This window comes from Psychrobacillus sp. NPDC093180, assembly GCF_044754065.1.
Classification (GTDB): Bacteria; Bacillota; Bacilli; order Bacillales_A; family Planococcaceae; genus Psychrobacillus.
The window spans coordinates 1-26,801 of sequence record NZ_JBIVOJ010000009.1 but is presented as its reverse complement, the minus strand read 5'-3'; the positions used below and the strand labels follow the sequence as shown (position 1 = coordinate 26,801).

General features: G+C 36.9%; 28 protein-coding genes, 1 tRNA gene, 1 pseudogene and 1 riboswitch. Of the genes and pseudogenes, 20 read left to right on the top strand and 10 right to left on the bottom strand.

The features are described from left to right. Nucleotides 1-62 precede the first annotated feature (62 nt). Nucleotides 63-929 (top strand): glycerophosphodiester phosphodiesterase, encoded by an 867-nt coding sequence (locus ACIP9W_RS14260; RefSeq protein ID WP_400790597.1) that lies wholly within the window; start codon nt 63-65, stop codon nt 927-929. Nucleotides 930-1,008: 79 nt separating this feature from the next. Here the strand turns inward: ACIP9W_RS14260 and ACIP9W_RS14255 are convergent, their stop codons facing one another. Next, nucleotides 1,009-3,000, bottom strand: coding sequence for a catalase (locus ACIP9W_RS14255; RefSeq protein ID WP_400791079.1), 1,992 nt, complete (start codon nt 2,998-3,000; stop codon nt 1,009-1,011). A 222-nt stretch (nt 3,001-3,222) separates the two neighbouring features. On the opposite strand from ACIP9W_RS14255, the gene ACIP9W_RS14250 reads away from it, so the two are divergent. The 8 genes and pseudogenes from ACIP9W_RS14250 (at nt 3,223) to ACIP9W_RS14215 (ending at nt 9,435) form a co-directional block, all read left to right on the top strand. Continuing rightward, nucleotides 3,223-3,651, top strand: coding sequence for a DnaA N-terminal domain-containing protein (locus ACIP9W_RS14250; protein WP_400790595.1), 429 nt, complete (start codon nt 3,223-3,225; stop codon nt 3,649-3,651). A 59-nt stretch (nt 3,652-3,710) separates the two neighbouring features. After that, complete coding sequence (locus tag ACIP9W_RS14245) at nt 3,711-3,899, top strand: hypothetical protein (RefSeq protein WP_400790592.1); 189 nt, start codon at nt 3,711-3,713, stop codon at nt 3,897-3,899. A gap of 515 nt (nt 3,900-4,414) precedes the next feature. Then, a pseudogene (locus ACIP9W_RS14240) lies at nt 4,415-4,495 on the top strand (nuclease-related domain-containing protein); the annotation flags it as partial. Between the two features lie 357 nt (nt 4,496-4,852). Then, the gene (locus ACIP9W_RS14235) at nt 4,853-5,110 is read left to right on the top strand and encodes a DUF7669 domain-containing protein (protein WP_400790590.1); all 258 of its coding nucleotides are present in this window, start codon (nt 4,853-4,855) and stop codon (nt 5,108-5,110) included. Beyond that, the gene (locus tag ACIP9W_RS14230) at nt 5,103-5,270 is read left to right on the top strand and encodes an NUDIX hydrolase (RefSeq protein ID WP_400790588.1); all 168 of its coding nucleotides are present in this window, start codon (nt 5,103-5,105) and stop codon (nt 5,268-5,270) included. Before ACIP9W_RS14235 ends, ACIP9W_RS14230 begins: the two co-directional genes overlap by 8 nt. A 16-nt stretch (nt 5,271-5,286) precedes the next feature. Then, nucleotides 5,287-8,433, top strand: coding sequence for a DEAD/DEAH box helicase (locus ACIP9W_RS14225; protein WP_400790586.1), 3,147 nt, complete (start codon nt 5,287-5,289; stop codon nt 8,431-8,433). 297 nt (nt 8,434-8,730) lie between these two features. Beyond that, nucleotides 8,731-8,904 (top strand): alpha/beta fold hydrolase, encoded by a 174-nt coding sequence (locus ACIP9W_RS14220; RefSeq protein WP_400790583.1) that lies wholly within the window; start codon nt 8,731-8,733, stop codon nt 8,902-8,904. 30 nt (nt 8,905-8,934) lie between these two features. Next, nucleotides 8,935-9,435 carry an alpha/beta fold hydrolase gene (locus ACIP9W_RS14215; RefSeq protein ID WP_400790582.1) on the top strand — a complete coding sequence of 167 codons (501 nt, stop codon included), beginning with the start codon at nt 8,935-8,937 and terminating at the stop codon, nt 9,433-9,435. Nucleotides 9,436-9,560: 125 nt separating this feature from the next. Here ACIP9W_RS14215 and ACIP9W_RS14210 read toward each other — a convergent pair whose 3' ends face one another. Continuing rightward, a complete protein-coding gene (locus ACIP9W_RS14210) occupies nt 9,561-10,208 on the bottom strand; it encodes an SDR family oxidoreductase (RefSeq protein ID WP_400790580.1) in 648 nt (215 codons plus the stop codon). Nucleotides 10,209-10,432: 224 nt separating this feature from the next. Here ACIP9W_RS14210 and ACIP9W_RS14205 point away from each other — a divergent pair, with 224 nt between their 5' ends. The 3 genes from ACIP9W_RS14205 to ACIP9W_RS14195 are packed head-to-tail and all read left to right on the top strand — an operon-like array spanning nt 10,433 to nt 13,456. Then, nucleotides 10,433-11,155, top strand: coding sequence for a plasmid pRiA4b ORF-3 family protein (locus ACIP9W_RS14205; protein ID WP_400790578.1), 723 nt, complete (start codon nt 10,433-10,435; stop codon nt 11,153-11,155). Between the two features lie 18 nt (nt 11,156-11,173). Then, a complete protein-coding gene (locus tag ACIP9W_RS14200; RefSeq protein WP_400790576.1) occupies nt 11,174-12,814 on the top strand; it encodes an SWIM zinc finger family protein in 1,641 nt (546 codons plus the stop codon). Between the two features lie 36 nt (nt 12,815-12,850). Beyond that, nucleotides 12,851-13,456: a histidine phosphatase family protein gene (locus tag ACIP9W_RS14195; protein WP_400790574.1), complete on the top strand. Its 606-nt coding sequence runs from the start codon at nt 12,851-12,853 to the stop codon at nt 13,454-13,456. 82 nt (nt 13,457-13,538) lie between these two features. On the opposite strand, the gene ACIP9W_RS14190 is transcribed toward ACIP9W_RS14195, so the two are convergent. Together ACIP9W_RS14190 and ACIP9W_RS14185 are read right to left on the bottom strand one after the other, a co-directional pair. Continuing rightward, on the bottom strand, nt 13,539-14,486 hold the full coding sequence (locus tag ACIP9W_RS14190) for an ATP-grasp domain-containing protein (protein WP_400790572.1): 948 nt from the start codon (nt 14,484-14,486) through the stop codon (nt 13,539-13,541). 1 nt (nt 14,487) lies between these two features. Then, on the bottom strand, nt 14,488-15,546 hold the full coding sequence (locus tag ACIP9W_RS14185; protein WP_400790570.1) for an LLM class flavin-dependent oxidoreductase: 1,059 nt from the start codon (nt 15,544-15,546) through the stop codon (nt 14,488-14,490). 301 nt (nt 15,547-15,847) lie between these two features. Here ACIP9W_RS14185 and ACIP9W_RS14180 point away from each other — a divergent pair, with 301 nt between their 5' ends. Continuing rightward, nucleotides 15,848-16,885 (top strand): threonine aldolase family protein, encoded by a 1,038-nt coding sequence (locus ACIP9W_RS14180; RefSeq protein WP_400790568.1) that lies wholly within the window; start codon nt 15,848-15,850, stop codon nt 16,883-16,885. Nucleotides 16,886-16,912: 27 nt separating this feature from the next. Here ACIP9W_RS14180 and ACIP9W_RS14175 read toward each other — a convergent pair whose 3' ends face one another. Beyond that, a complete protein-coding gene (locus ACIP9W_RS14175) occupies nt 16,913-17,731 on the bottom strand; it encodes a purine-nucleoside phosphorylase (RefSeq protein ID WP_400790565.1) in 819 nt (272 codons plus the stop codon). Nucleotides 17,732-18,104: 373 nt separating this feature from the next. Next, nucleotides 18,105-18,151: riboswitch (PreQ1 riboswitch) on the top strand. Between the two features lie 116 nt (nt 18,152-18,267). On the opposite strand from ACIP9W_RS14175, the gene queF reads away from it, so the two are divergent. The 5 genes from queF to ACIP9W_RS14150 all read left to right on the top strand — a co-directional run bounded on the left by queF (nt 18,268) and on the right by ACIP9W_RS14150 (nt 21,311). Next, complete coding sequence (queF, locus tag ACIP9W_RS14170; RefSeq protein ID WP_400790562.1) at nt 18,268-18,768, top strand: preQ(1) synthase; 501 nt, start codon at nt 18,268-18,270, stop codon at nt 18,766-18,768. Between the two features lie 115 nt (nt 18,769-18,883). Next, entirely contained in the window at nt 18,884-19,543 is a 660-nt protein-coding gene (gene queC, locus ACIP9W_RS14165) for a 7-cyano-7-deazaguanine synthase QueC (protein WP_400790559.1), read from the top strand. Between the two features lie 3 nt (nt 19,544-19,546). After that, complete coding sequence (gene queD, locus ACIP9W_RS14160) at nt 19,547-20,020, top strand: 6-carboxytetrahydropterin synthase QueD (RefSeq protein WP_400790556.1); 474 nt, start codon at nt 19,547-19,549, stop codon at nt 20,018-20,020. Further along, the gene (gene queE, locus ACIP9W_RS14155; RefSeq protein WP_400790554.1) at nt 20,013-20,741 is read left to right on the top strand and encodes a 7-carboxy-7-deazaguanine synthase QueE; all 729 of its coding nucleotides are present in this window, start codon (nt 20,013-20,015) and stop codon (nt 20,739-20,741) included. Before queD ends, queE begins: the two co-directional genes overlap by 8 nt. A gap of 30 nt (nt 20,742-20,771) precedes the next feature. Then, on the top strand, nt 20,772-21,311 hold the full coding sequence (locus ACIP9W_RS14150; RefSeq protein ID WP_282242489.1) for a VUT family protein: 540 nt from the start codon (nt 20,772-20,774) through the stop codon (nt 21,309-21,311). A gap of 81 nt (nt 21,312-21,392) precedes the next feature. On the opposite strand, the gene ACIP9W_RS14145 is transcribed toward ACIP9W_RS14150, so the two are convergent. Then, complete coding sequence (locus ACIP9W_RS14145) at nt 21,393-21,710, bottom strand: hypothetical protein (RefSeq protein WP_400790551.1); 318 nt, start codon at nt 21,708-21,710, stop codon at nt 21,393-21,395. Nucleotides 21,711-21,772: 62 nt separating this feature from the next. Next, on the bottom strand, nt 21,773-22,648 hold the full coding sequence (locus tag ACIP9W_RS14140) for a radical SAM/SPASM domain-containing protein (protein WP_400790549.1): 876 nt from the start codon (nt 22,646-22,648) through the stop codon (nt 21,773-21,775). A 199-nt stretch (nt 22,649-22,847) separates the two neighbouring features. Here ACIP9W_RS14140 and ACIP9W_RS14135 point away from each other — a divergent pair, with 199 nt between their 5' ends. Continuing rightward, complete coding sequence (locus ACIP9W_RS14135) at nt 22,848-23,159, top strand: hypothetical protein (RefSeq protein ID WP_400790547.1); 312 nt, start codon at nt 22,848-22,850, stop codon at nt 23,157-23,159. Between the two features lie 70 nt (nt 23,160-23,229). Here the strand turns inward: ACIP9W_RS14135 and ACIP9W_RS14130 are convergent, their stop codons facing one another. After that, on the bottom strand, nt 23,230-24,651 hold the full coding sequence (locus tag ACIP9W_RS14130) for an aldehyde dehydrogenase family protein (protein ID WP_400790545.1): 1,422 nt from the start codon (nt 24,649-24,651) through the stop codon (nt 23,230-23,232). Between the two features lie 109 nt (nt 24,652-24,760). On the opposite strand from ACIP9W_RS14130, the gene ACIP9W_RS14125 reads away from it, so the two are divergent. Then, the gene (locus tag ACIP9W_RS14125) at nt 24,761-25,531 is read left to right on the top strand and encodes an NRDE family protein (protein ID WP_400790543.1); all 771 of its coding nucleotides are present in this window, start codon (nt 24,761-24,763) and stop codon (nt 25,529-25,531) included. Between the two features lie 47 nt (nt 25,532-25,578). On the opposite strand, the gene ACIP9W_RS14120 is transcribed toward ACIP9W_RS14125, so the two are convergent. Together ACIP9W_RS14120 and ACIP9W_RS14115 are read right to left on the bottom strand one after the other, a co-directional pair. Further along, on the bottom strand, nt 25,579-26,604 hold the full coding sequence (locus tag ACIP9W_RS14120) for a TDT family transporter (protein WP_400790541.1): 1,026 nt from the start codon (nt 26,602-26,604) through the stop codon (nt 25,579-25,581). Between the two features lie 102 nt (nt 26,605-26,706). Continuing rightward, a tRNA-Gly gene (locus ACIP9W_RS14115) sits at nt 26,707-26,780 on the bottom strand. Nucleotides 26,781-26,801 lie beyond the last annotated feature (21 nt).

The window sequence follows — 26,801 nt, the reverse complement described above, 5'->3', positions numbered from 1 at the left end:
TGAAAGATCAAAAAAGTGTGAAGATAGGGAATGACTATCCTTTTAGAAATGAGCGGAAGTAATTGTTCAAAAAAAATGTATTAATTACTATACTGTCAATGGCAGCAATCGTATCTATTTTAGGGTTATTTAAAACTAATATAGTAACCCAATCCCATAAAGTTTCAAACAAAGCGATATATATTACACCGTCTGTAGCAGAATCACCAAAAATAATTGCACATCGCGGTGCCAATGACCGAGTAAATGAAGCGACGGTACTAGCTTATAAAGTTGCTGCACAAGATGATGTTGATGCATTAGAAATTGACTTGCGTATGACGAAAGACGGTTCACTAGTTGCAATGCATGATAAAACCATTGACCGTACAACGAACGGAAACGGGGAAGTTATAGATTATTCTTTGGAAGAAATCAAATCCATTCCAACCATAGGGGTATACAAAGGTCAAACATTGTCGGAAGAAATACCAACATTAACAGAAATCATTGCAACTTTCACAGATTCAGAACATTACTATATCGAGACAAGGATGGTTAACGGCGAATTAAAGATGGAGGAAACCTTAATCAAATTGTTGCAAGAAAACAATTTGATATCAAAAGGGTTAGTCACAATTCAATCCTTTTCCCGAAAAAGTTTAAACAAAATACATGAATTAGATCCTGAAATCCCCTTAACTTTGTTATATAGTAAAGGGGAATTTGATCTAAACGATGCTTTGTTATCTCCCTATCCATTCATTGGGATTGAATCAATGGATGTAAATTTAGATGTAGTTAATGAACTACATCAAAAAGGAAAAGAAGTTCATGTGTACTTTACCGATCATAAAACACAGAAAAAGGAGCAGAAACGTGTCAAGGCCTTCAATGTGGATGGATATTTTACGGATTATATCGAATACACAAAAGGATTGCTGCAATAATGACTGTAAAAACTATTAAAATATAAAACGAGTGCCAGGTTCTAACAAAAGCTAAAATTGTGTTAGAACCTGGTACCATCTAGTAAATATCGCGATCCCAAAACCGTTGTTGAGCGATAATGTTAACAAACTCTATTCCGAAATCGGGGTTATTTGAAGCAAATGCAATTCCGGGTCCCGGTTTTGCATTGGAATTATTGAAAAAAGGAACTCCGGAAGTCGCTACACCTATTGGCTTATAATGCTTATAGGCTTCATTTATGAAGTTGGTTATATCCGAATTTAACTTTGCTTGATGGTTAGCTAATCCCCCAACGACATAGACCGAATCAAACAAAACAGGAGAGGTAGTAAGGAATGTTTCGTTTACCCTCACTTTTTGTCCATCTGAACTTCTAATAGTCCCGAATTTTTCGCTCACAATTCTATAGTCTACACCGTACCGTCTTAGTGTTTTTATAGTCGATTCTACTTCGGGAAGATTAAAGTCGTTACCGATTAGCACAGCCACTCTCAGCGTTTGAGGAACCCTTACAGTGTTTTCTTGACTAAGTGCAGGGGAGGAGGCAGTGACTTGGGATTGTTCCCCGGTCGGTCTATTTACCCCTAAGTTATCCGCAATTTTGGTTGCCATTGCTTTATCTACATGAACGAACATATCTACCACCTGCTGTCTTACATCTCGACTGTTAACTTTACCAACCTCAAAAGAAAATGCATCAATAATATGCTGTTTTTCCGGAGGCGACATACTGTTCCAGAAAAGTCTTGCTTGCGAGAAGTGGTCATTAAATGACTCGCTTCTTGCCTGAATGACGCGTCCTTCTACTTTTTCTGCGTAATGTACAAATCCACCTTCTTTTGCTGTACTTGTGGAAGGTGTATTATTTGCGAGCGAATTTTTGTGATAACTTACTTGACCGACATTTATTGTCTGACGACTAAAGCCGTTTCGCTGATTATTATGGAATGGACAAATTGGTCGGTTAATAGGAATTTCCGTAAAATTCGGACCACCAAGCCGGAGTAATTGTGTATCTATATACGAGAATAATCGCCCCTGTAAAAGCGGATCATTCGTAAAATCGATACCTGGCACAAGATTTCCTGGATGAAATGCTACTTGCTCTGTTTCCGCAAAAACATTGTCGACATTTCGATTCAATGTTAGCTTACCAATTATTTTTACAGGCACTAGCTCTTCTGGCCAAATTTTGGTTGCATCAAGCACATCAAAGTCGAACTTGAATTCATCAGCTTGGTCTAATAACTGCACACCCAGTTCATACTCGGCATAATTGCCATTTTCGATTGATTCCCATAAATCCCGTCGCTGAAAGTCTGGATCTTTCCCAGAAATTTTCTGAGCCTCATCCCATACAAGCGAATGAACCCCCAGTACAGGCTTCCAGTGGAACTTCACAAATCTAGAAACTCCCTCTGCATTGACAAAACGAAAAGTGTTTACCCCAAACCCTTCCATCGTCCGATAATTCTTTGGTATGCTGCGATCAGACATATGCCACATAATCATATGAGCTGACTCCTGATTATTTGCAACAAAATCCCAGAATGTATCATGTGCAGAAGCTGCTTGTGGCATTTCATTATGTGGTTCTGGCTTAACAGCATGGATAAGATCAGGGAACTTCATAGCATCCTGTATGAAGAAGACAGGAATATTGTTTCCAACTAAATCATAATTTCCTTCCTCTGTATAAAACTTAACCGCAAAACCTCTTACATCACGAACTGTATCTGGGGAACCCAAGCTACCAACAACATTGGAAAACCTCGTAAACACAGGAGTTTTTGTACCAGCTTTTTGCAAAAAGCCTGCTTTCGTATATTCCGTCATCGATTCATACAACACGAATTCTCCATGAGCAGCGTATCCTCTAGCATGCACCACTCGCTCTGGGATTCGCTCATGATCGAAATGGGTTATTTTCTCTCGAAGATGAAAATCCTCCATAATTGTTGGACCACGTATCCCAGCCTTCAATGAATCTTCATCGTTGGATACTCTTAGTCCTTGATTGGTGGTAAGCTTTTTCCCATCATTGTTCATACGAAACTGTTCTAATTGCTGTTCCTTTTTATTTTGATCTGACGACGATTTATCCACATAATCCTCCTTTCGTCAACTAACCTACGCCACACTTGGGCTATATATACTGTATGTATTTTCTTTTGGGTTTAGTATTGGATAATTAGATTGCAACTCGATAATCCCTCATTATAGATGTATTATTATCTAATATAATAAATTCTTGAAAGGGTATGTGAAAAAATGATAAATATAGAATCCGAAGCTGACCTTTTTCATCATTTGAAAAACATGAAGAAAGCTGAACCCGTCTCAACAATCAAGATACCAGGAGTAGGGACGTTTAAGCTACTATTGGAAGATATAGATGACCCAGATAGAGAAAAGAAGATCCAAGAGGAAAAATCTAAAATAATTGTTGGAGAAGAATTCTCAGACTGGGAGATGGTATTAGAGTTACTTAAGCGTGACATCCCACCAGCTCCATTTGAAACATGGTTGAAAAGTACATGGGCCATAAAAATAAAAGATCAACACCTTTGTATAAACTGCAGCAATACTTTTCAAATGGATTGGGTCCAAAAAAATTACTATAGCAAAATTCTTTCGAAAGTTGAAAAAGTAACTGGAAGAGAATACTTTTTAGAGTTCCAAGTTTTGAGAAAAGATTAAGAACTAAAATAGGGATTCCTATTGGGTTCAGTAAAAGCCTTTAAAAAGGGAAGAGAAGCATGAGAAAAAAGAGAAAAAGTAAAATGAAGGATAATATATTAACAGAGGAAGAGTTGTTTGGGGAATTCGCATTTATCGCAGGTTATACAGAAGGCGGAGCCCCATATGGTATTTTGAAAGAGTATTGGGATGAGTTGGGTTATATCGAAGAGGAAGTTGATTTAAAAGATGAAACATTGCCTTTTTGAAAACTTGGTATGGGATAACTTGAGCACAAATTAATAGAAAGATAGCTCAATGGCCGTTTGATGCAGATGCATCAAGGGTCTTTTTTATTATACTTAAAGTAAAACCAATACTTCTACAAATAAAAGTGTCGAATATTATTATGGAAAATTTACAAGGAATAGATATTTTGATAGAGTGAAAAGAGATTGAACAGACAGATTGTCACTATATGAATAGATATATCTTGTAAAAATGTGTGATTTCCAGTCGGAATATTTCGATAATAGTATTAATGGTTTATTAAGATAAGAATATAAATCTGTTTTCCTCTCAAGAAAAATGAAAGTGCTCGATATATCTAAATTAACAAAGTATCTTATATTACTAATTGAACTAGAAAAGGGAGGAGAATTATCTTAATCTCAACTATTTTATTTTTGGTTTTGAAGCAACAAAATCTCCCCAAATAAAAGGAAGTCTAGAGGAAAGTAATGTTAACGCACTATTAAGTCGCTAAGATGCAAATCAATATGCTGTATTGCATGACTTACTACTGCCATACAAGAACAGAACGATCCAAATTGATCATTTCGTAGTTTCTAGATACGGTGTCTAATGTGATGATTGAAACGAAAAATAAGCGAACGGTAATATCGACAGATTTAGCTAAACGATTTAAAAGGATTGAAGGCTTAAATATTTTAGTAAAGAATATTGTAAAACCCATGTACAGGATATTAGTAATAAATCAACAAAATTATAAGCAACTCTAAATATCAAAATCTTTCCACGTTATAACGAGCAACTAGCTACGAGAAATGGTAAATATGGAAAGCTTCAAAGATGTTCTAACTTTTCAAAACGTAAGTATGTAGTGAAGTAGAGAAGAGACACTTAACATTTTTGTTTTTTAATTGAATTTCTTTGTATTTGAATAAAACTATTACTCCAAAGAGATAAGGGGGATATCAAAATGGATAAGACAAATAATACTTCAGCAAGAGATGAAATAATAGAAGTTGTTAAATTTATTACAAAAGAGAGAGAGGTCAAAAGTTTTACTGTTAGAGAAGTATTGAATGTGATGAGAAATCGTGAAACAAATTACAAAGATAGCACGATTAGAACCCACATCATATCGAAATGTTGCGCCAATGCACCTAAGCATCATGGAACAGTATCCAATGATTTTGAGAGAATAGGAAGAGGTATTTATAGAATAATTGAATAAGATTCGAAACTTATATGGAAAAGTTGTTTTCAGAATCCCTCTCGTGACAGAACATGTTGAACTAAAATGGGTTTCTAGAAAAAAATTAGCAGAGCTAAAGTGGACACCAGCTGACATGCCGGCAGTTGCAAAGCTAATAGAAATAACCATTACAAACTAACTTGGTGGTGCTAAATTTGAAAGAAGGAATTTACGAGCAACTCATTAACGAGGATATTAACTCAGAACTAAGAAGGCTTTCTACTGATATATATGCTATAGATACAGAAAAGTTGAATGTAGAAGAAGCAAAGGTCTATCTTGCTTCCTATATTTCAGAAGTGACTAAAAAAGCACTTTCTTATATGAGACAAGATGCAAAAGCTGATGACGAAGCACTTTTATTGCAAATTCGTACTTGCAATGAAATTATTCAGTTACTTAGCAACAAACTTCAAGACAGTGAAATTGCTACACTACAACTAGAAGAGCGTGGGGAAGTGCTTACTTCGGTATATAAAAAGTTAAACACTGTTCGTGCACTTCGTAGTGAAAAACCGGCACGTCCGATTACTTCAATCTCTCAAAGCTCTCTCTTTACAGGTTCTCATTATGAGCCAAATATGTTGGAGGAATTAAAAAGAGAAATTGCTTCTTCCGATGAAATTGAATGGCTTGTTTCCTTTATTAAATGGTCAGGTCTTAGAATTATTCTTAATGAACTTCGTGAATTTACTGCCGAACGAGGTGGAAAACTTCGAATTATAACTACTTCTTATATGGAAGCAACTGATTACAAGGCACTGGAGGAGTTAAGTAAATTACCTAACACAGAAATAAGGGTATCTCTAGATAAAAAAAGAACTCGTCTTCATGCAAAGGCTTATTTATTTAAGAGAAATACAGGATTTAGCACTGCTTATATTGGCTCTTCGAATTTATCAAACCCAGCTTTAACTTCGGGTTTGGAATGGAATCTAAAAGTGACGGAAAAGGACTCTTTTGATATTCTTCGTAAATTTGAAGCGACCTTTGAAAGTTATTGGAATGATGAGGAGTTTAAGTCATTATCTAATGGAGAAACTAACAATTGGGAAATGTTACTGCATTCATTAACAAAGGACGTAGTAGCAGAAGAAAATGCATCTTATTTTTTCGATATTCAACCCTATTATTATCAAAGAGAAATACTAGATGAGCTGGAAACAGAAAGGGTAGCTCATGGGCATATGAAAAATCTTGTAGTTGCAGCGACGGGTGTAGGTAAGACTGTTATCTCTGCATTTGATTTTAAGCGTTTTTTGCGCAAGAAGCCTGAAGCAAAACTATTGTTTATTGCACACAGAGAAGAAATTCTCCGCCAGAGCATGATGACGTTTCGTTCGATACTAAAAGATGCAAACTTTGGGGAGATGTTTGTTGGAAAATATGAACCTAAATCATTTAATCAGTTGTTCATGAGTATTCAAAGTTGGAATAGCAAAAAAATGAAAGAGAATACATCGGATGATTTCTATGATTTCATTATTGTAGATGAGTTCCATCATGCCACTGCACCATCATATCGGGCTTTATTGGAATTCTATAACCCCACAATTTTACTTGGATTAACAGCTACACCAGAACGGATGGACAATGAAAATGTATTAAGTTATTTCGAAGACCGTATTGCATCTGAAATGAGACTAACCGAAGCAATTGATAGAAAGCTTCTAAGCCCTTTCCATTATTTTTGCGTGACAGACAATGTAGACTTAACAGGCATTAAATGGTCTAGAAAGGGCTACGATATTAAAGAACTAACAAACGCTTATACAGCTAATCATCGTAGGAGTGACCTGGTCATCCAAAGTATACAAAAATATGTTAATTCTCTTAATGAAGTTAAGGGATTAGGATTTTGCGTATCAGTAGAGCATGCACTGTATATGGCAGCTTATTTTAATCAGAAAAAAATTCCGTCCATTGCACTTCATGGAAAGTCATCGACAGAAGAAAGACAAGCTGCTCAAAGAAAATTGTCGAAGGGTGAAGTGAAGTTCATTTTTGTTGTTGACTTATACAATGAAGGAATAGATATTCCAGAAATAAATACTATTCTATTCCTTAGACCAACAGAAAGTTTAACGGTCTTTTTACAACAACTTGGACGAGGCTTACGACTTGCAGACGATAAAGAGTGTTTGACTGTATTAGATTTTGTTGGACAAGCTCATAAAGATTATCCATTTGAAGAAAAGTTTCGAGCGCTTGTCGGAAGAACTAGGCATTCGATTCAACATTATGTGGAAAATGGTTTTTTTCACTTACCTAAAGGCTCTGTTATTCAGATGGAAAAACAGGCAAAAGAATATATATTGAGAAATATTAAAGCTACTAAGGTAAATAAACAAAGAATTATAGATAAAATAAAGTATTTTGAAACAGATTCTGGTCAAGCATTAACGTTGCAAAATTTTTTGCGTTTTCATCAATTTACACTGACTGATGTATACGGTAATAGTAGAAATAGGACTTTTGAAAGAATGAAAGTAGAAGCTGGAATAACAGAAAATTTTTCTGCTGAGTATGAAGCGCTTGTCACCAAAAGAATTCACACATTATTTCATCTAGATTCATTAGATTTGTTAGAATTTTATCGAAATTATTTAAAAAGTGGGCAGATACTAACCGAAGAGCACCAACGAATGGTTGGTATGCTTTATTATTCATTTTTTAGTGGACCACCGAGGGATTTTGGATTCCGTTCTATGCATGAAGGAATACAGGTAATCATTAAGAAAGATCAACTCAAAAATGAAATTCTACAAGTTTTAGAAGTGTGTTTTGAAAATTTACGATTACTTGAGAAAAAATCACCATTTAATTATGTTTCACCTCTAAGAGTCCATGCACACTATACTACTGATCAAATACTTGCAGCTTTTGGATATTATAATGAAGAGCGCAATCCAGCATTTCGTGAGGGTGTAAAATATTTTGAATCAGAAAAAACGGACATATTTTTTATTACGTTAAACAAATCAGACAAAGATTTTTCGCCATCTACATTGTATGAAGATTATGCTATCAACGATCGATTATTTCATTGGCAATCACAAAGTAGAACCGCCAATACAAGTCCAACAGCTATAAGATATATACATCATCGCGATACAGGGAATAAAATTGCACTTTTTGTTCGTGAATATAAAGTAGAGTCAGGCTATACTTCACCATTCATTTTCTTAGGAACTGCTGATTATATTAGCCACTCTGGAAGTAAACCAGTGAGTATTATTTGGAAACTTCACGAACCCATGCCAGCATATCTAGTGTCACGTGCAAACAAAAATGTTTTGTAGATATCTATTAAGGGGGGACAAGTGGTTATTCCTTCTGAATATGTACAAGGCAACAGCAGTATGTCTTAGTTTACGAACGTTTACCTTATTTGGATAATCTATTGGCTGGAGTATTAGAGAAAAAGGATTATCAAATAAAAGATCAGCATCTTTACGGTACAAATCCAAGAAATAAAAGTGATAAAGAGTTCAATAAGTTAAATAAATACTCGCCATTCTTATAATGGAGCAGTGAGAAAGTGATTTGGGGAATTTCAATGTTTTTGATGAATAAGGAAATTATAAAGGGGTGTTAATTTGTTACTGCATACAAACATTATGGGAGATGGTGAACCAATAGTGTTTTTACATACGGGTTTACAAACCGGCATGACCGATTTTGAATTTCAAAGAGAATACTTTAGCAAAGATTATAAAATTGTCCTTCCGGATCTAAGGGGTCACGGACAGTCATTTACAAATGAGATTTAAAACTTCTTTGAAGATTCAACCAAGGATTTGTTGGAAACAATTAATCATTATAATTTAAAAACTATTCATTTGGTAGGTTGTTCTTTAGGAGCACTGGTCGCAGTAAAATTCTCGAAATTGTATCCAGAACGTATTAAGACTTTATGTATTTCAGGGATTACAGCAGTTAAGCCAGATAATTGGTTAGAACTTCATAAACAAGATGTCGAAATGCAAACGGGCTTATTGAATAACTACGAAGCTATAAACTATTTCAATCAATTACATGCCTCGGATTGGAGGAAATTCATCTATTATGGAAAAGACGCGGGATGGTATCCGTTTGAAGACTTGGAGGCAATAGCTGAATTTAATTTTCCTGTGCTTTTTATCTTAGGCGAGGAAAAGCCCCATGAAACAAAGGGAGCGATGATTTATCCTAAAATAAACAAGAATATAAATGTTGCTATTGTGCCATTTGCTGGACATTTAGTTTATGCAGATCAGCCGAAAATATATAACAATATATTGAAAGCATTTATCGAAAAGTAAATAGAGTCTTTGTGATCCAAGTACCCAGACTAGCCTGCGAGCTATTGGATTAATAATGATATCTTCCTATATAACGAACAAGGTTCTAGCACAATCTAGGATTGTACTAGAACCTTATAGCTTACTTATAGACTTTTCAATGCATCTCCTATAGCTGTATCCCCGGCAACGAGATCAAAGGAGCGTTTAAAGGTGTTTTCCTCATTTATTGCAGTTACAAGGGTTCTTGCAACGTCTTCACGTGGAATCGATCCCTGCTGCAAGTTCTCACCTACAGATATATTTCCAGTTCCGGCTTCATTTAATAACCCACCCGGACGAATAATTGTATAGTTTAGTTTACTTGCAATAAGTGCTTTATCTGCAAAATGCTTTGCAACCATATATGGTTTGATTGGACTGTTTGACCAGCTTTCTCTATTGTTTGCATGAATAGCACTTACCATTACGTAGCGATCGACACCAACTTTTTCCGCTGCTTCCATTGACTTAACAGCCCCATCCAAATCAACTAATAATGTTTTGTCTGGACCTGTATGACCACCTGAACCTGCAGTGAAGATAACGGCATCACAGCCTCTTATAGCTTCTGCAATTTCATCGACTGAACCTTCCAAATTCGATACGACCGCTTCTACTCCTTTTTCTTTAAGTACATTCATCTGTGCTTCATCGCGAACCATAGCCTTTACTGTATGTTCTTTACTCTCTTGTAGCAGATGGACGACATGTTTACCGATTTGCCCATTTGCTCCGATTAACAATACTTTCATCAAACATCCCTCCTTGAGTCACTTACTCTATTGTTTCAAAAGAGTGGGGGCTTATCAAGAAGTAAGCTTGAAATCCAAAGGGCAAAAACAAAGTACAGAAAGTGTAAGTATTCATCTAACTGAATTGATAGATAATATATCGACGACCGAAGATAAGATTGATAATCTTCTAGACGAATATGTAGTATACTCTAACTAAAATATTCGAAAAGAGGCGAACTAGGATGATGGTTGATCAATTAGTACGCACCATGTTATTAGCGTTAAAAAGTTCAGATGAATTTGAAGTGTTTCCACCAGAAGAAAGGAAAAGACTTGAAGAGATTATTGCATTTGTTGGAGGTGAGGAAATAGATGAACTATTTGATCGATTGGAGTCAGTTCCAGAGGCTTTGTATCAATTAAAGGTAACGCTTAGAGGATCAAAACCACCAATTTGGCGTCGAATTATTGTTCCATCTGATTTTACATTTAGCGATTTGCATGATGTGATCCAGACGGCAATGGGCTGGATGGATATGCATTTATATAGTTTTGAAGTATCGGATATATTAGTCGAGGAGGAGTACGAAGACGATCCTTTTGGCGGTTTTAGTCTGCGAGAAAAGATGGATGCAGAAACAACTCTTATTGGAGAATTATTGTCTAAAGAAGGGGATAAGGGCCTGTATATGTATGATTTTGGCGATGATTGGCACCATACTGTTTTGCTCGAAAAAGTGCTGCCTTTTGATGATTCTTTCACTAGTCCCGTCTGTATTAAAGGTAAAAGGGCATGTCCTCCAGAAGATTGTGGCGGGGTATATGGATACGAGAATCTATTAGAAATATTAAATGGTCCTGATGGAGGAGAGAAAGAGGAACTTCTTGAATGGGTAGGCGATAATTTTGATCCAGAAGCATTCGATATTGATATGGTTAATGAAATGTTAGCGGAAGAATTTTAAAACATAGTAGGTGTACCGATGAATATCAACAAGTTCGAAAAACAATTCTATCAAACCATCCTAAACCGAGGGTACGATTATTATATAGACGGTCATGTAGACGATATTGTGCAGATTGATACGTATAACTGGCAAGCAGAAGTCGATGGAACATCTACTTATGTGGTGGATATACGTATGAATGAAGATGGGGATATTGTGTATGCAGATTGTGATTGCCCGTTTGAAGGTGACTGCAAGCATATGGTAGCTGTTTTATATGAAATTCGAGATGAACAACAATCATCAACAGTAAAGAAACTAATAACAAAGCCAACACTCGAGCAATTACTGCAGGAACAAACGAAAGAACAATTAGTAGCGCTATTTACCAAGGTATGTCAAAACCACTCCTCAATCAAAGCAGAGGTAGAAATGCTATTAACAAAACCGAGTGATTCTTTTAAAGCAGCTGAAAAACTAATCATACATCATATACAAGAAGCCCAAGACCGACGTGGTGGCTTCATCCCTTGGAATCGAACGTCCATTGCATTGAAAGGTATTGATACGGTCCAGGAAAAAATTGGTGAAAGCATTGAAAGTGGTGAGTATTTCACTGCAATCCAACTTAGTTTACTTTGTTTTCACCGTGCATTTGAGACAATGGAATTTAGTGACGACTCTTCCGGTAGTTTTGGTAGTTCAATAGACGAAAGTTTAGCGTTTATAGAAGAGGCGATTTGGGAAGGGGTCGACGTTTGGGATGAAGATAAGTTTGAAATGGTATATGAACTTGTGATGCAAGAAGCAATGGATAAGGAATTAGACGGGTGGTCGGACTGGAGCATTTCCCTGATTCGCTCCTGCATTCCTTTATGTAAAGATGATACGATTGAGGAGAGATATGTTGAACTACTTCATTCACTTCAGAAAAAAGGGAATGAATGGGATTCAAAGTATATAAATAAAGAAATAAAAGAACTGCAATTTCAATTGCTTTCTTCAAAACATAGTAAGGAAGAAGTAGAAAGATTTTTAGAGCAAAATATAGAAGATGCTAATATGCGCGAACGCGTCATTTTATCTGCTATAAAAAGAAAAGATTATGAAAAGGTCTTGCAATTGTCTCTAGATGGACAGCAACAAGATCACGGACTGCATAAATGGAAACGCTATGCTTTTACTGCATATAAAGCGTTAGATAATAAAGATGAAATGAAAAAGTTAGCATTGCAGTTATTGGTAAGTGGAGATTACGACTATTACCTCGAATACAAAAGGCTCCACTCCACACAACAATGGCCAAATGCACTTGAACTACTATTGGAAACCTTAAAAAATGCTCATTCCCACCTTTATACAAAACTTATTGTTGAAGAGTCACGAACAGAAAGAATTCTTGATTACTGTAAAGAACAACCGACGCTTATCGAGCAATATTACAAATATATTGAAGAAGTATATTCCGATGAAGTATGTAAGCTCTTTATTCGCACAATTAATGCAAGTGCGGCAAGGGCATCTGACCGCAAACGCTACCAAGATGTTTGTCGTACCATTAAAACAATGCGAAAAGCAGGTTATGAGACGGAAGTAAAACAACTGATCACCGACTTATTGCAAACCTATCCTAAACGCCGTGCTTTTGTGGATGAATTGCAGAAGATAGAGAAGTAAACTATTAAAAACTCGAATGCGTTAGGAGGAAACCTCTTGGAGCTACTAATCATAAGACATGGACAGTCCGAAGCAGATTTACTAGGAGTGCATGAGGGAAGGGCGGATTTTCCTCTAACAGCGCTTGGAGAGCAGCAAGCAACGAAGATGACTGCATATGTAGCAGCACATTTCCCTCCTGATATAATTCTAACAAGTCCATTAAAAAGAGCGAAAGCCACTGCCTTGTTGCTTCAAGAAGAGATAGGGTGTCAACTGATAGAAGAACAGGAATTAATGGAATTTAATAACGGTGTGCTTGCAGGTCTTGCAAGAGAAGAGGCAGCTGTTAAATATCCGTTACCACCGAATGGTAGGCCAGCACATATTCCAATTGAAAGTGGTGAATCAGAGTTGGAATTTCGTTTTCGTGCAGAGAAGATTTTCCATCAAATTGTTTATGACTACCAGGGTTATAAGCGAGTGGCGGTGATCTCTCATGGCGGATTGATTTCTCAGTTTTTGAAAGCGTACCTTCAACAACCAATTTCCAGTCAACATTTCTTTGCTACAGGTGATACCGGCATTCATTTGTTGGAAATAAAAGAGGGAAAAAGGGTAATACGGTTTCTAAATAGATTAGAACACTTAAATGGAGAGTAAAAGGATTGTCACAGTAGGAGTCCCAAATACAATAAAAGAGCCGTTTCAAATTCTCCAAAAGAGATTTTGAAACGGCTCTATTTTAAACGGATAGTTTGCTTGCTTCCAATGCTTTTTCAAGGAATTTGGCTAACTCTAGCATGCCGTACTTTCCTTCTTTGGCTTCTGCGTCACTATTATAATTTGTGTTTGTGTTAATGTCGTAGGTATACACCGTGCCATTCTCATCCGAGATAAATTCAATTCCTGCCACTGCTATTTTATTGGCCTGTAAAAAAGCCTCATATTGTGCGATTTGTTCGGAATCAACCTCATGGATGATGTCGAATTTTGGCTTCTCTTCTACTTGTTCACCGACAGGGCAAAATAGGTCATCGATTTGACAAGCGTCTGCAGGACAAAGCTCAAAGCCATTTGATGTGTCTACTTTGACGGCATAAACAAATTTTCCACCTACAAATTCAGCGCGGGTAATAAAGGATTCTGGCGCTTTGATATATTCTTGGATTAATGTAATGCCATCCACTGGTTCATCATATAGTTCACTGTTTAAGTAAGCTTTTAAGGCATCAATAGAGTGGAATAATTGAACGCCTAATCCTTTTCCGGCACGGTTATGCTTGGTAATAAAGGAAGTCTTCCCTAATTTTTCTGCAGCTTTGATGACTTGCTCTTTCCCAACTGCACCGATTGTTTTAGGGGTGCGAATGCCTGCTTTTTCTAATGCAAGGTACTGATTGATTTTACTTAATTCTAACGATAATGCCCTTGTGCCATTAAATACTGTACGTCCGTGGAACTCCAACCATTCAAGCACTCCAGCTGTTAGTTCCGGTGCATAACGGTGATTACGTGTATGAGATGAAGCACTCATACGACTATAGAAAACACCTTCTGGAGGCGCTACTGTCAAATCTACAATACCCTCATCTAAATGCCATAATTCGTAAGGGAGTTTTAGTTCTTCTAAACGTTTTGTTAAATGAATTGTCCATTCACCGTTTTCGTGGATAACATAAATTTTTGACATTTTAATGAGCTCCTAACTTTTCTGATCTAAGCTGTTCTACGATTGGCATTACTTTTTCAGAGAAGCGCTGCATTTCTTCCAGTTGTGGAGAGAACTGAAGAATGAGTAGATTCACACCAATCTCTTCATAGGCTAATATTGTTTTCGCAATTTGTTCTGGTGTTCCAATTAAATTCGGACGTAAACCACGGTTTGATACGGAATAATCCTCTAAGCTAACGTTGACATTTAGCTGGGATTTGCTAATGAAATCTTGATAGCCTGCATAACCAGCGCTATTTTCTTGTACATTTTGAATTCTTGCTAGTTCCGCCTGTACCTCTTCCTCCGTATCTCGGCAAACAATATAGGCAGACATTCCAAATATATCAAATGGTGCTTTGCTAAGTTGTATACGTCGTGCTCTCATGTCTTCAATTTTCTCTTGTACTTCTTCAATCGTGCCGCCATGCATAACGTATGAGTCACAGTTTTTAGCTATTGCTTGTTTTCCTGCTTCACTTTCTCCACCCGCATATAGGGGGATATGTTGATTGCGAACCGGTTTAGGTGATAAGTACGTATTTTCATATTCGTAAAATTTTCCTTTGAATGAGTGAGGTGTTTGCGTCCATAAGCCCTTTAATACCTCAAGGAATTCCTCTGTTCGAGCATAGCGCTCATCGTGAGCCGTGAAAACGCCGCCGTATTGGCGTGCTTCCTCTTCCCACCAAGCGGAGACAACATTTAGTGAAATTCTACCGCCACTAATATGGTCGATATTCGATGCTGTTTTTGCAAACAATGCTGGATTGTAAAACCCTGGACGGATGGCAGTTAATATTTCCAGCTTATCCGTAACCGCTGCAATTGCAGCGGTTGTTGACCATGCATCTAATGTAGGGGCTTCCATACCTTTAATATCATTCAAGTTTAACTCTGCAATGAGGGTCATATCATAACCTAAACTTTCCGCGTCTTGAGCCACTTTTTTCACATAATCAAATGTAGCTGGCATATTTTCATCCTCTACATTACGTAGCCAACCTCCGAAAACTGGTAACCAAAAACCGTATTTCATTTGTAAATCCACCTCTCCTTATTTGATAGAATTATTAGACTACTAGTTATAAAAAGATACTACCACATAAAATACACTTCAACAATGTAATCCGTCAAAACAGAGTGATTTAGTTTGTATTTTAGTGTATGACTGGCCACAAATATTTATAGATGATTGTGTAATGATTAGCAATTGTCTAGAAATGGATTGTAATATTAAATCAAATATTATACATTAAAACATATTAAAAGCAGTTCCTGTGTGAGAAATGATTTCGAATTGTATATCACAAAGGGGCGTAAACGGTGGAGGAATTTAAATGTATAGTTTTAAGAATGATTATGCAGAAGGAGCACATGTTAGAATCTTACAGGCTTTAATAGATTCGAATTATGTACAAGAAGAAGGTTATGGAAGTGATAGTTTTACGCAAAGAGCAATCGAGCTTTTGAAGGAGAAACTAGGAAGACAAGACGTGGACATACACCTATTATCAGGTGGAACCCAAACAAACTTAACGGCAATTTCCGCTTTTCTTCGACCTCATGAAGCGGCAATCGCTGCTAGTACAGGTCATATTTTTACACATGAAACAGGTGCGATTGAAGCTACTGGACATAAAGTCATATCGGTAGAAACGGTAGATGGAAAATTGAATCCCTCTCTTATAAAAGAAGTTCTCGACCAACATATAGATGAACATATGGTAAAACCAAAGTTAGTTTATCTTTCAAATTCAACAGAAATTGGCTCTATCTATACGAAAGACGAACTGATAGATTTAAGAGATTTTTGTAAAGAACGTAATCTTATATTGTATATGGATGGGGCAAGACTAGGTTCAGCGCTATGTTCTAATGATAATGACTTAAAGCTGAGTGACATTCCTGCACTAGTGGATGCTTTCTACATTGGTGGGACTAAGAATGGTGCGCTTTTAGGAGAGGCAATGGTCATTTGTTTTGATTCTTTAAAAGAAGATTTTCGTTTTCATTTAAAGCAAAAAGGGGCACTCCTAGCAAAAGGAAGGCTTTTAGGTATTCAATTTTATGAACTGTTTCGGGATGATTTGTTTTTTGAATTGGCCCAGCATGCCAATAAAATGGCAACCATTCTTAGAGAAGAATGTAGTAAAGCTCATTTTTCATTTTTGACCTATTCTCCATCGAATCAGATCTTTCCAATATTACCGAATTCACTTATCGCGGAGCTTCAAAAAAAATACGCATTTATTGTATGGGAAAAGGTTGATTCTACCCATTCCGCCATTCGATTAGTAACATCATGGGCAACAAAAGAAGAAGAGGTAAGAGCTTTTGTGGAAGATATTAATATCCCTGTGCCGGAAACAATGTAGAATTGTTTCTGGCACAGGGACATTTTTTTAAATCTCTTCCAATATTCCTTTTACTAATCCTACAAATTTAACTTTTACCTGACTAGCAACTTCAATTACTTCCTCATGGTTTAATGGTTGGTCTAATATTCCACATGCCATATTCGTTAAGCAAGAGATACCGAGCACTTTCATTCCACCATGAGTAGCTACAATTGCTTCTGGTACTGTAGACATTCCAACAGCGTCTGCTCCTAATGTACGGATCATTCGAATTTCTGCTGGAGTTTCGTAAGTAGGTCCGCTCCACCACGCATACACTCCTTGTTGTAATGGTATATTTTGTTCGTTCGCTACTTTAGTGGCAACACTACGAAGTTCCTTACTATATACGTCTGATAAATCAGGGAATCGAGTTCCTAATTCGTCGTTGTTTGGTCCAATTAATGGGTTAGCTCCTGTTAAATTGATATGGTCTGTGATTAACATTAAGTCTCCAGGATTAAAGCTTGTATTTACTGCACCGCAAGCATTTGTAATGACCACATTTTCAATACCTAATGCCTTCATCACACGTACTGGGAAGGTTACTTCATCCATAGTAAATCCTTCATAATAGTGAAAGCGACCTTTCATCGCAACTACAATCTTCCCATTTAATTCCCCAATAACAAGCTCGTTCGCATGACCAATTGCTTCTGATTTTGCAAAGTGTGGAATTTCGCTATAAGGAATTTTAACAGCGTTTTGTATGTCATCGGCAAGGCTACCTAGCCCGGAGCCTAAAATAAGTCCAATCACTGGACGGTGGTCTGTCTTGCTCATAATGAAATCTCTAGTTTCTGTAATATCTTGAATGTTATGCATGTGTAAATCCTCCTTGGAATGACGAGTAAAAAAACAATATAAATGTAGTATACACCTAAATTATATAGTTCATAAAAAAATTGTAGAGAGCAAATTATCAAAAATAACCCATCCTTGAGTTGGCAGCTCAGATGGGTGAAACCTTTTTGCTAGCCAATACCATAGAGGGAACCGCTTTTTCTATTTGACAGCTTGAACTTAGCCCATTAATTGATCATTTTTATTTTACTCTGTTGTTACTGTGGTTTGTATTTCAAGAAATCTTTCCTTGAGAAAGAAATTAACCAGAATCTAAAATAATTTAGATTCTTTTAGAATGCTTATTTGACGTTTTAGAAAGTATTCTATATCATATACAAGTACCCGAACTTAATCGGGAGAGGTTCATAGCTGATACCCTCTATAAAAAACTATGGATACATGACGTTTCGCCATGTCCATATTTGGGCATGGCTTTTTTGTTTTTATCCTATATGTTTGCGATAGACTGGTTAAAGGTACCTCTTTAGAAATTATGTTATTTGGAGGTTTTTATTATGTCTGGCAGAAGCCAAGAAGAAGGTTTAAAGGATTTGACATTGTTAGGGAATCAGGGGACTCAATATTCATTTGAGTATGCACCAGAAGTATTGGAGTCAGTAGATAGTCTTCATTCCAATCGTGATTATTTCGTAAAATTTAATTGTCCAGAGTTTACTAGTTTATGTCCAATTACACAACAGCCTGACTTTGCGACAATGTACATCTCGTACATACCGGATAAAAAGATTGTAGAAAGCAAATCGCTAAAATTATATTTATTTAGTTTTAGAAATCATGGAGATTTCCATGAAGACTGTGTCAACATTATAATGAATGATTTAATTAAATTACTGGATCCAAGGTATATTGAGGTTTGGGGAAAATTCACCCCACGTGGAGGAATTTCCATTGATCCTTGGTGTAACTATGGTAGACCAGGTTCTAAATATGAAGAGATGGCAGATTATCGTTTGATGAACCATGATCTTTACCCAGAAAAAATAGATAATCGATAAATTGAATAGTCCGCATTATGAAGGAAGAGGTTATTAGCTACCCTCTTAAAAAAACTAAGAAGAAAACGGCATTCTTTTTAGGGTGCCGTTTTTTCGTTATAAGGGAGTTTTACAGGTGAAGCAGGAAAAAGCAATCATTGTATTTAGTGGAGGTCAAGACAGCACAACTTGTCTGTTTTGGGCAAAAGAACGTTTTAGAGAAATAGAGGCATTAACTTTTGATTACGGGCAAAGGCATCGTCTTGAAATTGAGTGTGCGAAAGCAATAACAGAGGAGCTTGGTATCAAGCATCATATTCTGGATATGTCTCTTTTAAATCAGCTTGCCCCAAATGCTTTAACCCGTGATGACATAGAGGTAGAAGACGGTGAAGAAGGTGGATTGCCATCGACTTTTGTACCTGGTCGGAATATGCTGTTCCTTTCCTTTGCAGGGGTTTTAGCGAGCCAAGTCGGAGCCAAGCATATCGTGACTGGGGTATGTGAAACGGATTTTAGCGGATATCCTGATTGCCGTGATGTTTTCGTTAAATCTTTGAATGTAACGCTAAATTTAGCGATGGACGATACTTTTGTGGTGGATACACCGCTCATGTGGCTGAACAAGGCACAAACATGGGAGCTTGCGGATGAGCTTGGAGCGCTTGAATTTGTTCGAGAAAAAACGTTGACCTGCTATAACGGTGTAATGGCGGATGGCTGTGGGGAATGCCCAGCTTGTAAGCTACGACAAAGAGGGCTTGATGAGTATTTAAGCTCCAAAAAGGAGTCTTAAGGCATGACTGGTTTTAGAATTGTCGATAAGCTCCAAAAGATAGAGGAAGATATCCAAAGCAGTCAATTAAAGTATCATGCCAAGCGAGTTTTAGTGAGCAAGGAATTCACTTTTGATGCTGCTCATCATTTACATAACTATGAAGGAAAATGTAAAAATTTGCACGGTCATACGTATCGGGCAGTATTAGGGGTGAGTGGATATACCGATGAACGAGGTCTGATGATAGATTTTGGCGATTTAAAAGAAATATGGAAACAAAAAATAGAGATTTATTTGGATCATCGTTATTTAAACGAAACACTTCCACCGATGAATACGACTGCTGAAAACATTGCTGTTTGGATCTATGAGAAGTTAAGCGAAGCATTGATTGAGGACCAACGATATACCGGGGCCAGAGTAGAATTTATCAGGCTGTATGAAACTCCGACAAGCTACGCAGAAGCAAGACGGGAGTGGATGGAAGTTGAGTAAAGTACCTGTTATGGAGATTTTTGGACCGACGATTCAAGGGGAGGGAATGGTGGTAGGGCAAAAGACAATGTTTGTTCGGACTGCTGGCTGTGACTATTCCTGTTCCTGGTGTGATTCATCTTTCACATGGGATGGCAGCGGGAAGCATCTAATTGTCCAAATGACCGCAGAGGAAATTTGGGCTGAGTTGAAACGTCTTGGAGGAGATGGTTTTTCTTTTGTCACCATTTCAGGTGGAAATCCAGTACTCCTTCGAAATTTGGAGGCACTTATTGTTCTTTTAAAAGCAAACAATATAAAAATTGGTGTAGAGACGCAAGGGAGTAAGTGGCAGGAGTGGCTGTATGAAATCGATGAACTAACGATTTCACCAAAGCCTCCGAGTTCCGGAATGACCACAGACTTTTCTGTTCTATCTTCTATCATCGAAAAGCTTAACAATAGAAATAGCGAGCAGCATATTTCCCTCAAAATAGTCATTTTCAATCAAGAGGATTATGAATATGCCAAGCAAGTCCATCTTCGATATCCAGCGATTCCTTTTTACTTCCAAGTGGGTAATGATGATATTACAACGACTGACAACCCACGTCTAGTCAACCATTTACTAATGAAGTACGAAGAATTAATTGACCAGGTGATTGCGGATGAGGAATTAAGAGATGTTAAAGTACTACCACAGCTGCACGCACTTGTTTGGGGAAATAAAAGAGGCGTATAAGCTACAAAAAATTACTTGAGGAGTAACATCATGAGAATCTTATTTTATTTAATATCTATCGTCACTGCTAATGTGGTAACGGCAGCATTTGCACCATTACAGTTAGGCGTGTTTATCGTCCCAATGGGAACGCTTTTAATCGGAGCGACATTCATTTTCCGAGATCTTGTTCAAAATAAATACGGTAGAGCAAAAACGTATTTATTTATTATTGTTGCTTTAGGCTTGTCTGCATTAGTGTCATTCATGCTTGGAGACACATTATTAATCGTGGTAGCATCCGCACTGTCGTTTGTTATCGCTGAAACAGCGGATACAGAGATCTATACGAGGTTAAAGCTGCCAATGGCTTGGCGTGTGTTTTATAGTGGAATTGTTGGAGGATTTTTAGATTCTGTGATCTTCGTCATCATTGGCTTAAGCCCACTTGGAGCTAATTTTCTTCCATGGGAAGCGGTGCCATTTGCTATTTTAGGTCAGGTTATCGTGAAAACAATTATTCAAATGTTTGGTGCATTGATATTGAATCAAGTGTATGTGAGTAGAAGAAAGCAGCTTGTTTCGGAATAAATCGAATTACTAAAGAAAAATAGCCCTCCAATCAATCGAGTGTTTTCGATAGAGTGGAGGGCTTGCCTATTATACGTGAAATTATTTAGAAAAATAACCTGTAAATATCTTATAAGAAAGAAGCGCACCAATTAGAATAAAGGCTCTTTTTAAATTTTTTCCGGAAATCCGTTTTTCTTTATCTTTATTTTTATTTTTATCATATTCGTTATTTGCTGCAAGCATCGCTGCAAGTAAAATAATGACAGGGGGCATCGTTATCATCATAAACGGTTTGATAGTAGCAGATAAGAAGGGAACCATCATATCTTTTTCATCTAGATAGAAATAAGTAAAAATGGCTATAGCTGATGCACTACCTAAACTAATCACTAGCCATTTAGCAGTTGAGTATTTCAAAGTTAACCCCTCCCTTATAAGTTATTCATATCTTTTGTAGGTATGAAACACTAGTCAGGACATTAAGCTCCAAATCTCTTCCGATATCCACACTTCCTGCACATTTCTTCTACAGCTTCTCTTCTAGAAAAGCCATCATACAAATTATTAGCTCTTTCGCCTTCAATAATTTCTGAGAAAGGTTTATCGTTTATGTTACCGAGATCAATGACACCTTCTCCGTCTAAACAGCAAGGTACGACCGTACCATCTACAAGAATGGCTGCTTGGCTACGAAGGGCATGACAAAAACCTTTACCGTCATCTTCAGGGGCAAGTAGACTTGGCCATTGGAATTCATGGTCTTGGTTAATATAAATGCGATCTGCAATTTTAACTCCGCTACCAGGTACTACTTTTTCTTCGATTTTGTAATCTAAGTTGAATTCTTTTTCTAGTATTTCTAATGTTTCTTGGTTTTTTCTCTTTTGTTCATCTGTTGCATGAAGCGGGTCTAAATTCCATAAGCGGAAGGAGATAAGGACACCTTCTGCTGCAGCTTCTTTTGCGAATGAAAGGATTTCTGCTAGGTAGCCTTCTCGGTCGGTAGAACCTTCATGTCCGTCAAAACTATGAAGGGAGAAGTTCATTTGACGTAGCGCAGGTTTACCTAACAGTTTATGTCTATTCTTTTTAAGAAGTGTCCCGTTTGTTGTGATATTTACTTTAAATCCTTTGGCATGTGCAGCATCTAATAACTGATCAACTCTAGGGTGGAGAAGTGGTTCTCCTTTCACGTGTAGATAAATATATTTTGTATGTGGTTTGATTTGATCGAGTATTTCATTAAACTTATCTACCTTGAGGATATTTGCTTTCCTTGCAGTAGGAGGACAGAAGCTACAAGCAAGATTGCAGACACTTGTAATTTCGATATACATTTTTTTAAATGTTTTCAACGTTTATTCACCATTCCAGTTCTAGTTATTTAACTCTACTCATTTTAACAGAAATACGTACATTATTGGATAGTATATCGATACGCGTGATTATTAGGATGAAGACTTATTCCTTGAGTATATTGATTTTCTTATTTTTGCATAGTATTATGGTTCCATATTATAGAGTACGCAGATTTTAATCCATGGAGGTAAACAATTGATCGAAGTAATAACAGTAGTAAACCTAGTGATAGAAGTAACCAATTCAAAAGATTATCAAAAAGAAGTCGAACAAATACTACGGTCTAATACCTCAACCATACAACATATGGAGACCATTAGCATATCTCCTATTAGCGATAATTTAAAAGCAAGCGCATTGGCTAGATTCAGAGTATTGATCGAAGAGAGAAAAGAAAACAAGTTTTTAGATGACTACGTAGGTCTTGTTCTTCCAAAGTTTTATAATTTTCCCCATGCGATGCCATTGAGCAATCAAATTTATAAAATATCGCGTATTGAAGGATAAGAGGCTGACTAAATTGAAATAATCACCCATTGCTCAGATGGGTGATTATTTTTATAGGAGATAGAGCTCCTTATGATTGATTCCACACAACTAATTTAGTTTCGGTCATTTCATGAATTGCATATTTCAATCCTTCTTTACCCGTACCACTTTCTTTTACACCGCCGTATGGCATTTGATCCACACGGTAAGTTGGAATATCGTTAATCATGACGCCACCAACTTCTAATTGTTTAGAAGCTTTGAAGGCTGTTTGAATGTCATTTGTAAAGATTCCCGCTTGAAGACCGTAGTTGGAATCGTTGATAGCTGCGATTCCCTCGTCAACGGAGGAAATACGGTTCACCACAACAATCGGTGCAAATACTTCTTGGCAAGATACTTTTAAACTAGCTGAAACGTTCGTTAGTATGGTAGGCATGAAAACACCATTTTCTATTATTCCACCTGTTATAATTTCTGCTCCATGTTGAACCGCTTCTTGTACCCATTCCACGGCACGATCTTGTTCACCTGGTTGAATCATTGCAGATACATCCGTTGTCTCTTCAAGTGGACTGCCAATAACTAATTCTTTTGTGGCTGTAGCAAATTGTTCAATAAAAGCATCATACTGTTCTTCCATTACATATGTACGTTGTAACGAAATACAAACTTGTCCTTGATTGGAAAATGCCCCAGTAACACATTTAGGTACGATGTGAGATATATCAACATCTTTATCAATGATCAATCCCGCGTTTGAACCTAACTCAAGAGCCACTTTCTTCAATCCCGCTTTATTGCGAATACCGATACCAACTGCCGGACTTCCAGTAAACGTAATCATTTTCACTTTATCGCTTTCAACTAAAGCATCCCCAACCGTTTTACCACTACCTGTAATAACGTTGAAGGCTCCTTTAGGCAATTCTGTTTGATCAATCAGTTCAGCTAAAAATAGAGCTGAAAGGGGAGTCTGAGATGCTGGTTTTAAAACAATGGTATTACCTGATGCGATTGCCGGACCAACTTTATGTGCCACTAAATTTTGCGGAAAGTTAAATGGTGTAATAGCTCCAATTACACCTATTGGTTGTTCAATTGTATAACCAAAGCGGTTTGCACCGTTTTTGGCAGCGTCCATTGGAATCATTTCACCAGTCAACCGTTTTGCTTCTTCTGCTGCAAATTTATAGGTTTCAATTGTCCGGTCTATTTCCGCCAATGCAAATTTTAAAGGTTTTGCAGCCTCTAAAGCCATTATTTCAGCAGCTTTTTGACGATTGTCGGCAAACAATTGTGCGATATTTTCTAATATGCTCGCACGCTTATAAGCAGTAAGCTCTGCCATTTCATTTCTAGTAGCGTCCGCCACCTCGATTGCCAGTTCCACTTCTTCACGAGTAGCTTGCGGAATGTGTGCAATAATTTCATTTGTGTGTGGAGACTTTAGTTCCGAAAGTTTTTCTGAAGATTTCCATTCACCATTTACATAATATTGCTTATTCATCGAATCACCCTTCCTTAAATCGTGTATAGTATTAACTATATAAGTAATCTGACAAGATAACCACTAAATTATTTGAATACAAAGAAAAATTAGGGTAGGAGGGGTAGAAATGTGTTTAATTAATTTTCAATTCCACAACCATCCAAACTATAAACTAATTGTAGCAGCTAATCGGGATGAGTTTTATAATCGGAAAACAGAGTCCGCACATTTTTGGGAGGATGCTCCGAATTTATTGGCTGGTCGGGATCTAGTAGGATTAGGAACTTGGCTAGGCATTACAAAAGAAGGGAAGTTTGCGGCATTAACAAATTACCGAAATCCATCTGAAATAACAGTTGGGAAGACTTCTCGTGGTGAAATAGTACAAAACTTTTTGGTTGGTAGCCTATCACCAGAAGAGTATCTTCAAGTTTTGGATAGAGACAAAGAAAAATATAATGGATTCAATTTGATCATAGGTAATCCACAAAAACTTTACTATTATAACAATATAGAAGGCGAAATTACAGAGATTCAACCAGGAACCCATGGGTTGAGTAATAAGTTTTTAAACACGACATGGCCAAAGGTAGTAAAGGGAAGGGAGAGTTTGAAAGCCTACAGTTCAAAGAAAAAAGAGGTGCACTTAGAAGAATTGTTTGCCATTATGACAGATGCAGAAATTGCATTAGATGAAGACCTACCAAATACAGGAGTCGGAATTGAACTGGAGAGGAGCTTATCGGCCTTGTTTATCAAAATGCCTCATTACGGTACTCGTTGCTCCACTGTAGTGTTAGTGGATAATAACAATCAAGTAACTTTTGCAGAACGTAGCTATGTGGACGGAGAATTTTCAGATGAGAAGCATTTTACCTTTCAACTAGCTTCTTCCTAAAGTTAAAAACCATTGTTTCCGTTTAAACAATGGTTTTTAACAATGGTTTATATTTTTTTAGCAATCGCAAGGGGTTTTGTTTTTGTGACAATGAAAATTAAAAATAAGGATATTTCTACAATTAAGAGTAGCAAAACAATCCATCCTAAAAGATTGAGGAAATGATTTTGAAAGGACAAAGAATTCCTTGAAGATGAAAAGGTATGCACTAAATTGACTGTAAAGAAATAAAACATACCAAATGTGAAATTTCTCGCCCATTGAGTGATATTGTATGTAAGAATTCCTTTTTGCCAGCCATATTTTTGAATTCTTGCAATCGCTCTTATTATTTCCGCTGTCTCAACTATAACAAATAAAAAAAGAACGACATACCATATGAACAGAATTGTCCCTAAAGTGAAACTCCCTGATTGAACAAGGGCTAATCCGGTGATAGAAATTGCTCCATGTATAATACAATCAGTATTTTTCCATTCGTGGATATCCCGCCATTTTGAAGCAAAACGAATACTAATTAACGTAATGGAAAACAGATAAAACAAAATCCCCAACATAATAAAAGCAATCATTAAGAAGAGGGGGAAAGCAGTTCCAAAGGTAGTTACCAACAAACCGCCAATTGACTGAGTGCTAACCGTGGTAAGCAGGATAACGCCATGCGTATTTTTTGTCTCCTTATTAACGATAATTGTTTTCCATTGTCGAATACACAAAGCAATAAAAGCTATCCATAAAACTAAATTAGCATATGCTAAAACTTGAACAATCGATAGAAGAGAAGGAATACGCTGTAAGATTAAGTCGCCGATGACGGAAGTTGCTGCAATCCAAGTACCGACACCAAAGCTTTTAATAGGTAAATTAACTAAGCTATTTCGATAATCTCTTTTAGACAAAGAAAGAAAAAATGAGAAGAACATAAAAAGCCAAGCTATAACTAAAAACCCTGATAATACTAAGCCTAGATGAATATTTAAAAATGGAAATTGATAAACAGCACCTAGAAGAAATATACCAAAGGCCATAATAATCGAACCTGCTGAAGCATCAATCGTTTTATTAGAAAACATAACATGATCTCCGTTGTTAAAGAGTTTTTAACTCTTATAATTAGTCAAAAAAAATAACCCATTCAGGAGCAAATACTCGCAAAGGGTTAACATTTATATTAATGGAGCGGGTGAAGAGAATCGAACTCTCATCATCAGCTTGGAAGGCTGAGGTTTTACCACTAAACTACACCCGCATTACTATGGTGGCTCAGGAC

Bases quoted from the DNA above. Each gene is read 5' to 3' on its own strand.
- ACIP9W_RS14245 (WP_400790592.1), top strand. From the start codon at position 3,711: ATGAGAAAAAAGAGAAAAAGTAAAATGAAGGATAATATATTAACAGAG.
- ACIP9W_RS14255 (WP_400791079.1), bottom strand. From the start codon at position 3,000: ATGAACAATGATGGGAAAAAGCTTACCACCAATCAAGGACTAAGAGTA.
- ACIP9W_RS14190 (WP_400790572.1), bottom strand. From the start codon at position 14,486: ATGTCAAAAATTTATGTTATCCACGAAAACGGTGAATGGACAATTCAT.
- ACIP9W_RS14205 (WP_400790578.1), top strand. From the start codon at position 10,433: ATGATGGTTGATCAATTAGTACGCACCATGTTATTAGCGTTAAAAAGT.
- ACIP9W_RS14125 (WP_400790543.1), top strand. From the start codon at position 24,761: ATGTGTTTAATTAATTTTCAATTCCACAACCATCCAAACTATAAACTA.
- ACIP9W_RS14250 (WP_400790595.1), top strand. From the start codon at position 3,223: ATGATAAATATAGAATCCGAAGCTGACCTTTTTCATCATTTGAAAAAC.
- ACIP9W_RS14235 (WP_400790590.1), top strand. From the start codon at position 4,853: ATGGATAAGACAAATAATACTTCAGCAAGAGATGAAATAATAGAAGTT.
- ACIP9W_RS14120 (WP_400790541.1), bottom strand. From the start codon at position 26,604: ATGTTTTCTAATAAAACGATTGATGCTTCAGCAGGTTCGATTATTATG.
- ACIP9W_RS14175 (WP_400790565.1), bottom strand. From the start codon at position 17,731: ATGCATAACATTCAAGATATTACAGAAACTAGAGATTTCATTATGAGC.
- ACIP9W_RS14130 (WP_400790545.1), bottom strand. From the start codon at position 24,651: ATGAATAAGCAATATTATGTAAATGGTGAATGGAAATCTTCAGAAAAA.
- ACIP9W_RS14210 (WP_400790580.1), bottom strand. From the start codon at position 10,208: ATGAAAGTATTGTTAATCGGAGCAAATGGGCAAATCGGTAAACATGTC.
- ACIP9W_RS14180 (WP_400790568.1), top strand. From the start codon at position 15,848: ATGTATAGTTTTAAGAATGATTATGCAGAAGGAGCACATGTTAGAATC.
- queD (WP_400790556.1), top strand. From the start codon at position 19,547: ATGACTGGTTTTAGAATTGTCGATAAGCTCCAAAAGATAGAGGAAGAT.
- ACIP9W_RS14185 (WP_400790570.1), bottom strand. From the start codon at position 15,546: ATGAAATACGGTTTTTGGTTACCAGTTTTCGGAGGTTGGCTACGTAAT.
- ACIP9W_RS14150 (WP_282242489.1), top strand. From the start codon at position 20,772: ATGAGAATCTTATTTTATTTAATATCTATCGTCACTGCTAATGTGGTA.
- ACIP9W_RS14200 (WP_400790576.1), top strand. From the start codon at position 11,174: ATGAATATCAACAAGTTCGAAAAACAATTCTATCAAACCATCCTAAAC.
- queF (WP_400790562.1), top strand. From the start codon at position 18,268: ATGTCTGGCAGAAGCCAAGAAGAAGGTTTAAAGGATTTGACATTGTTA.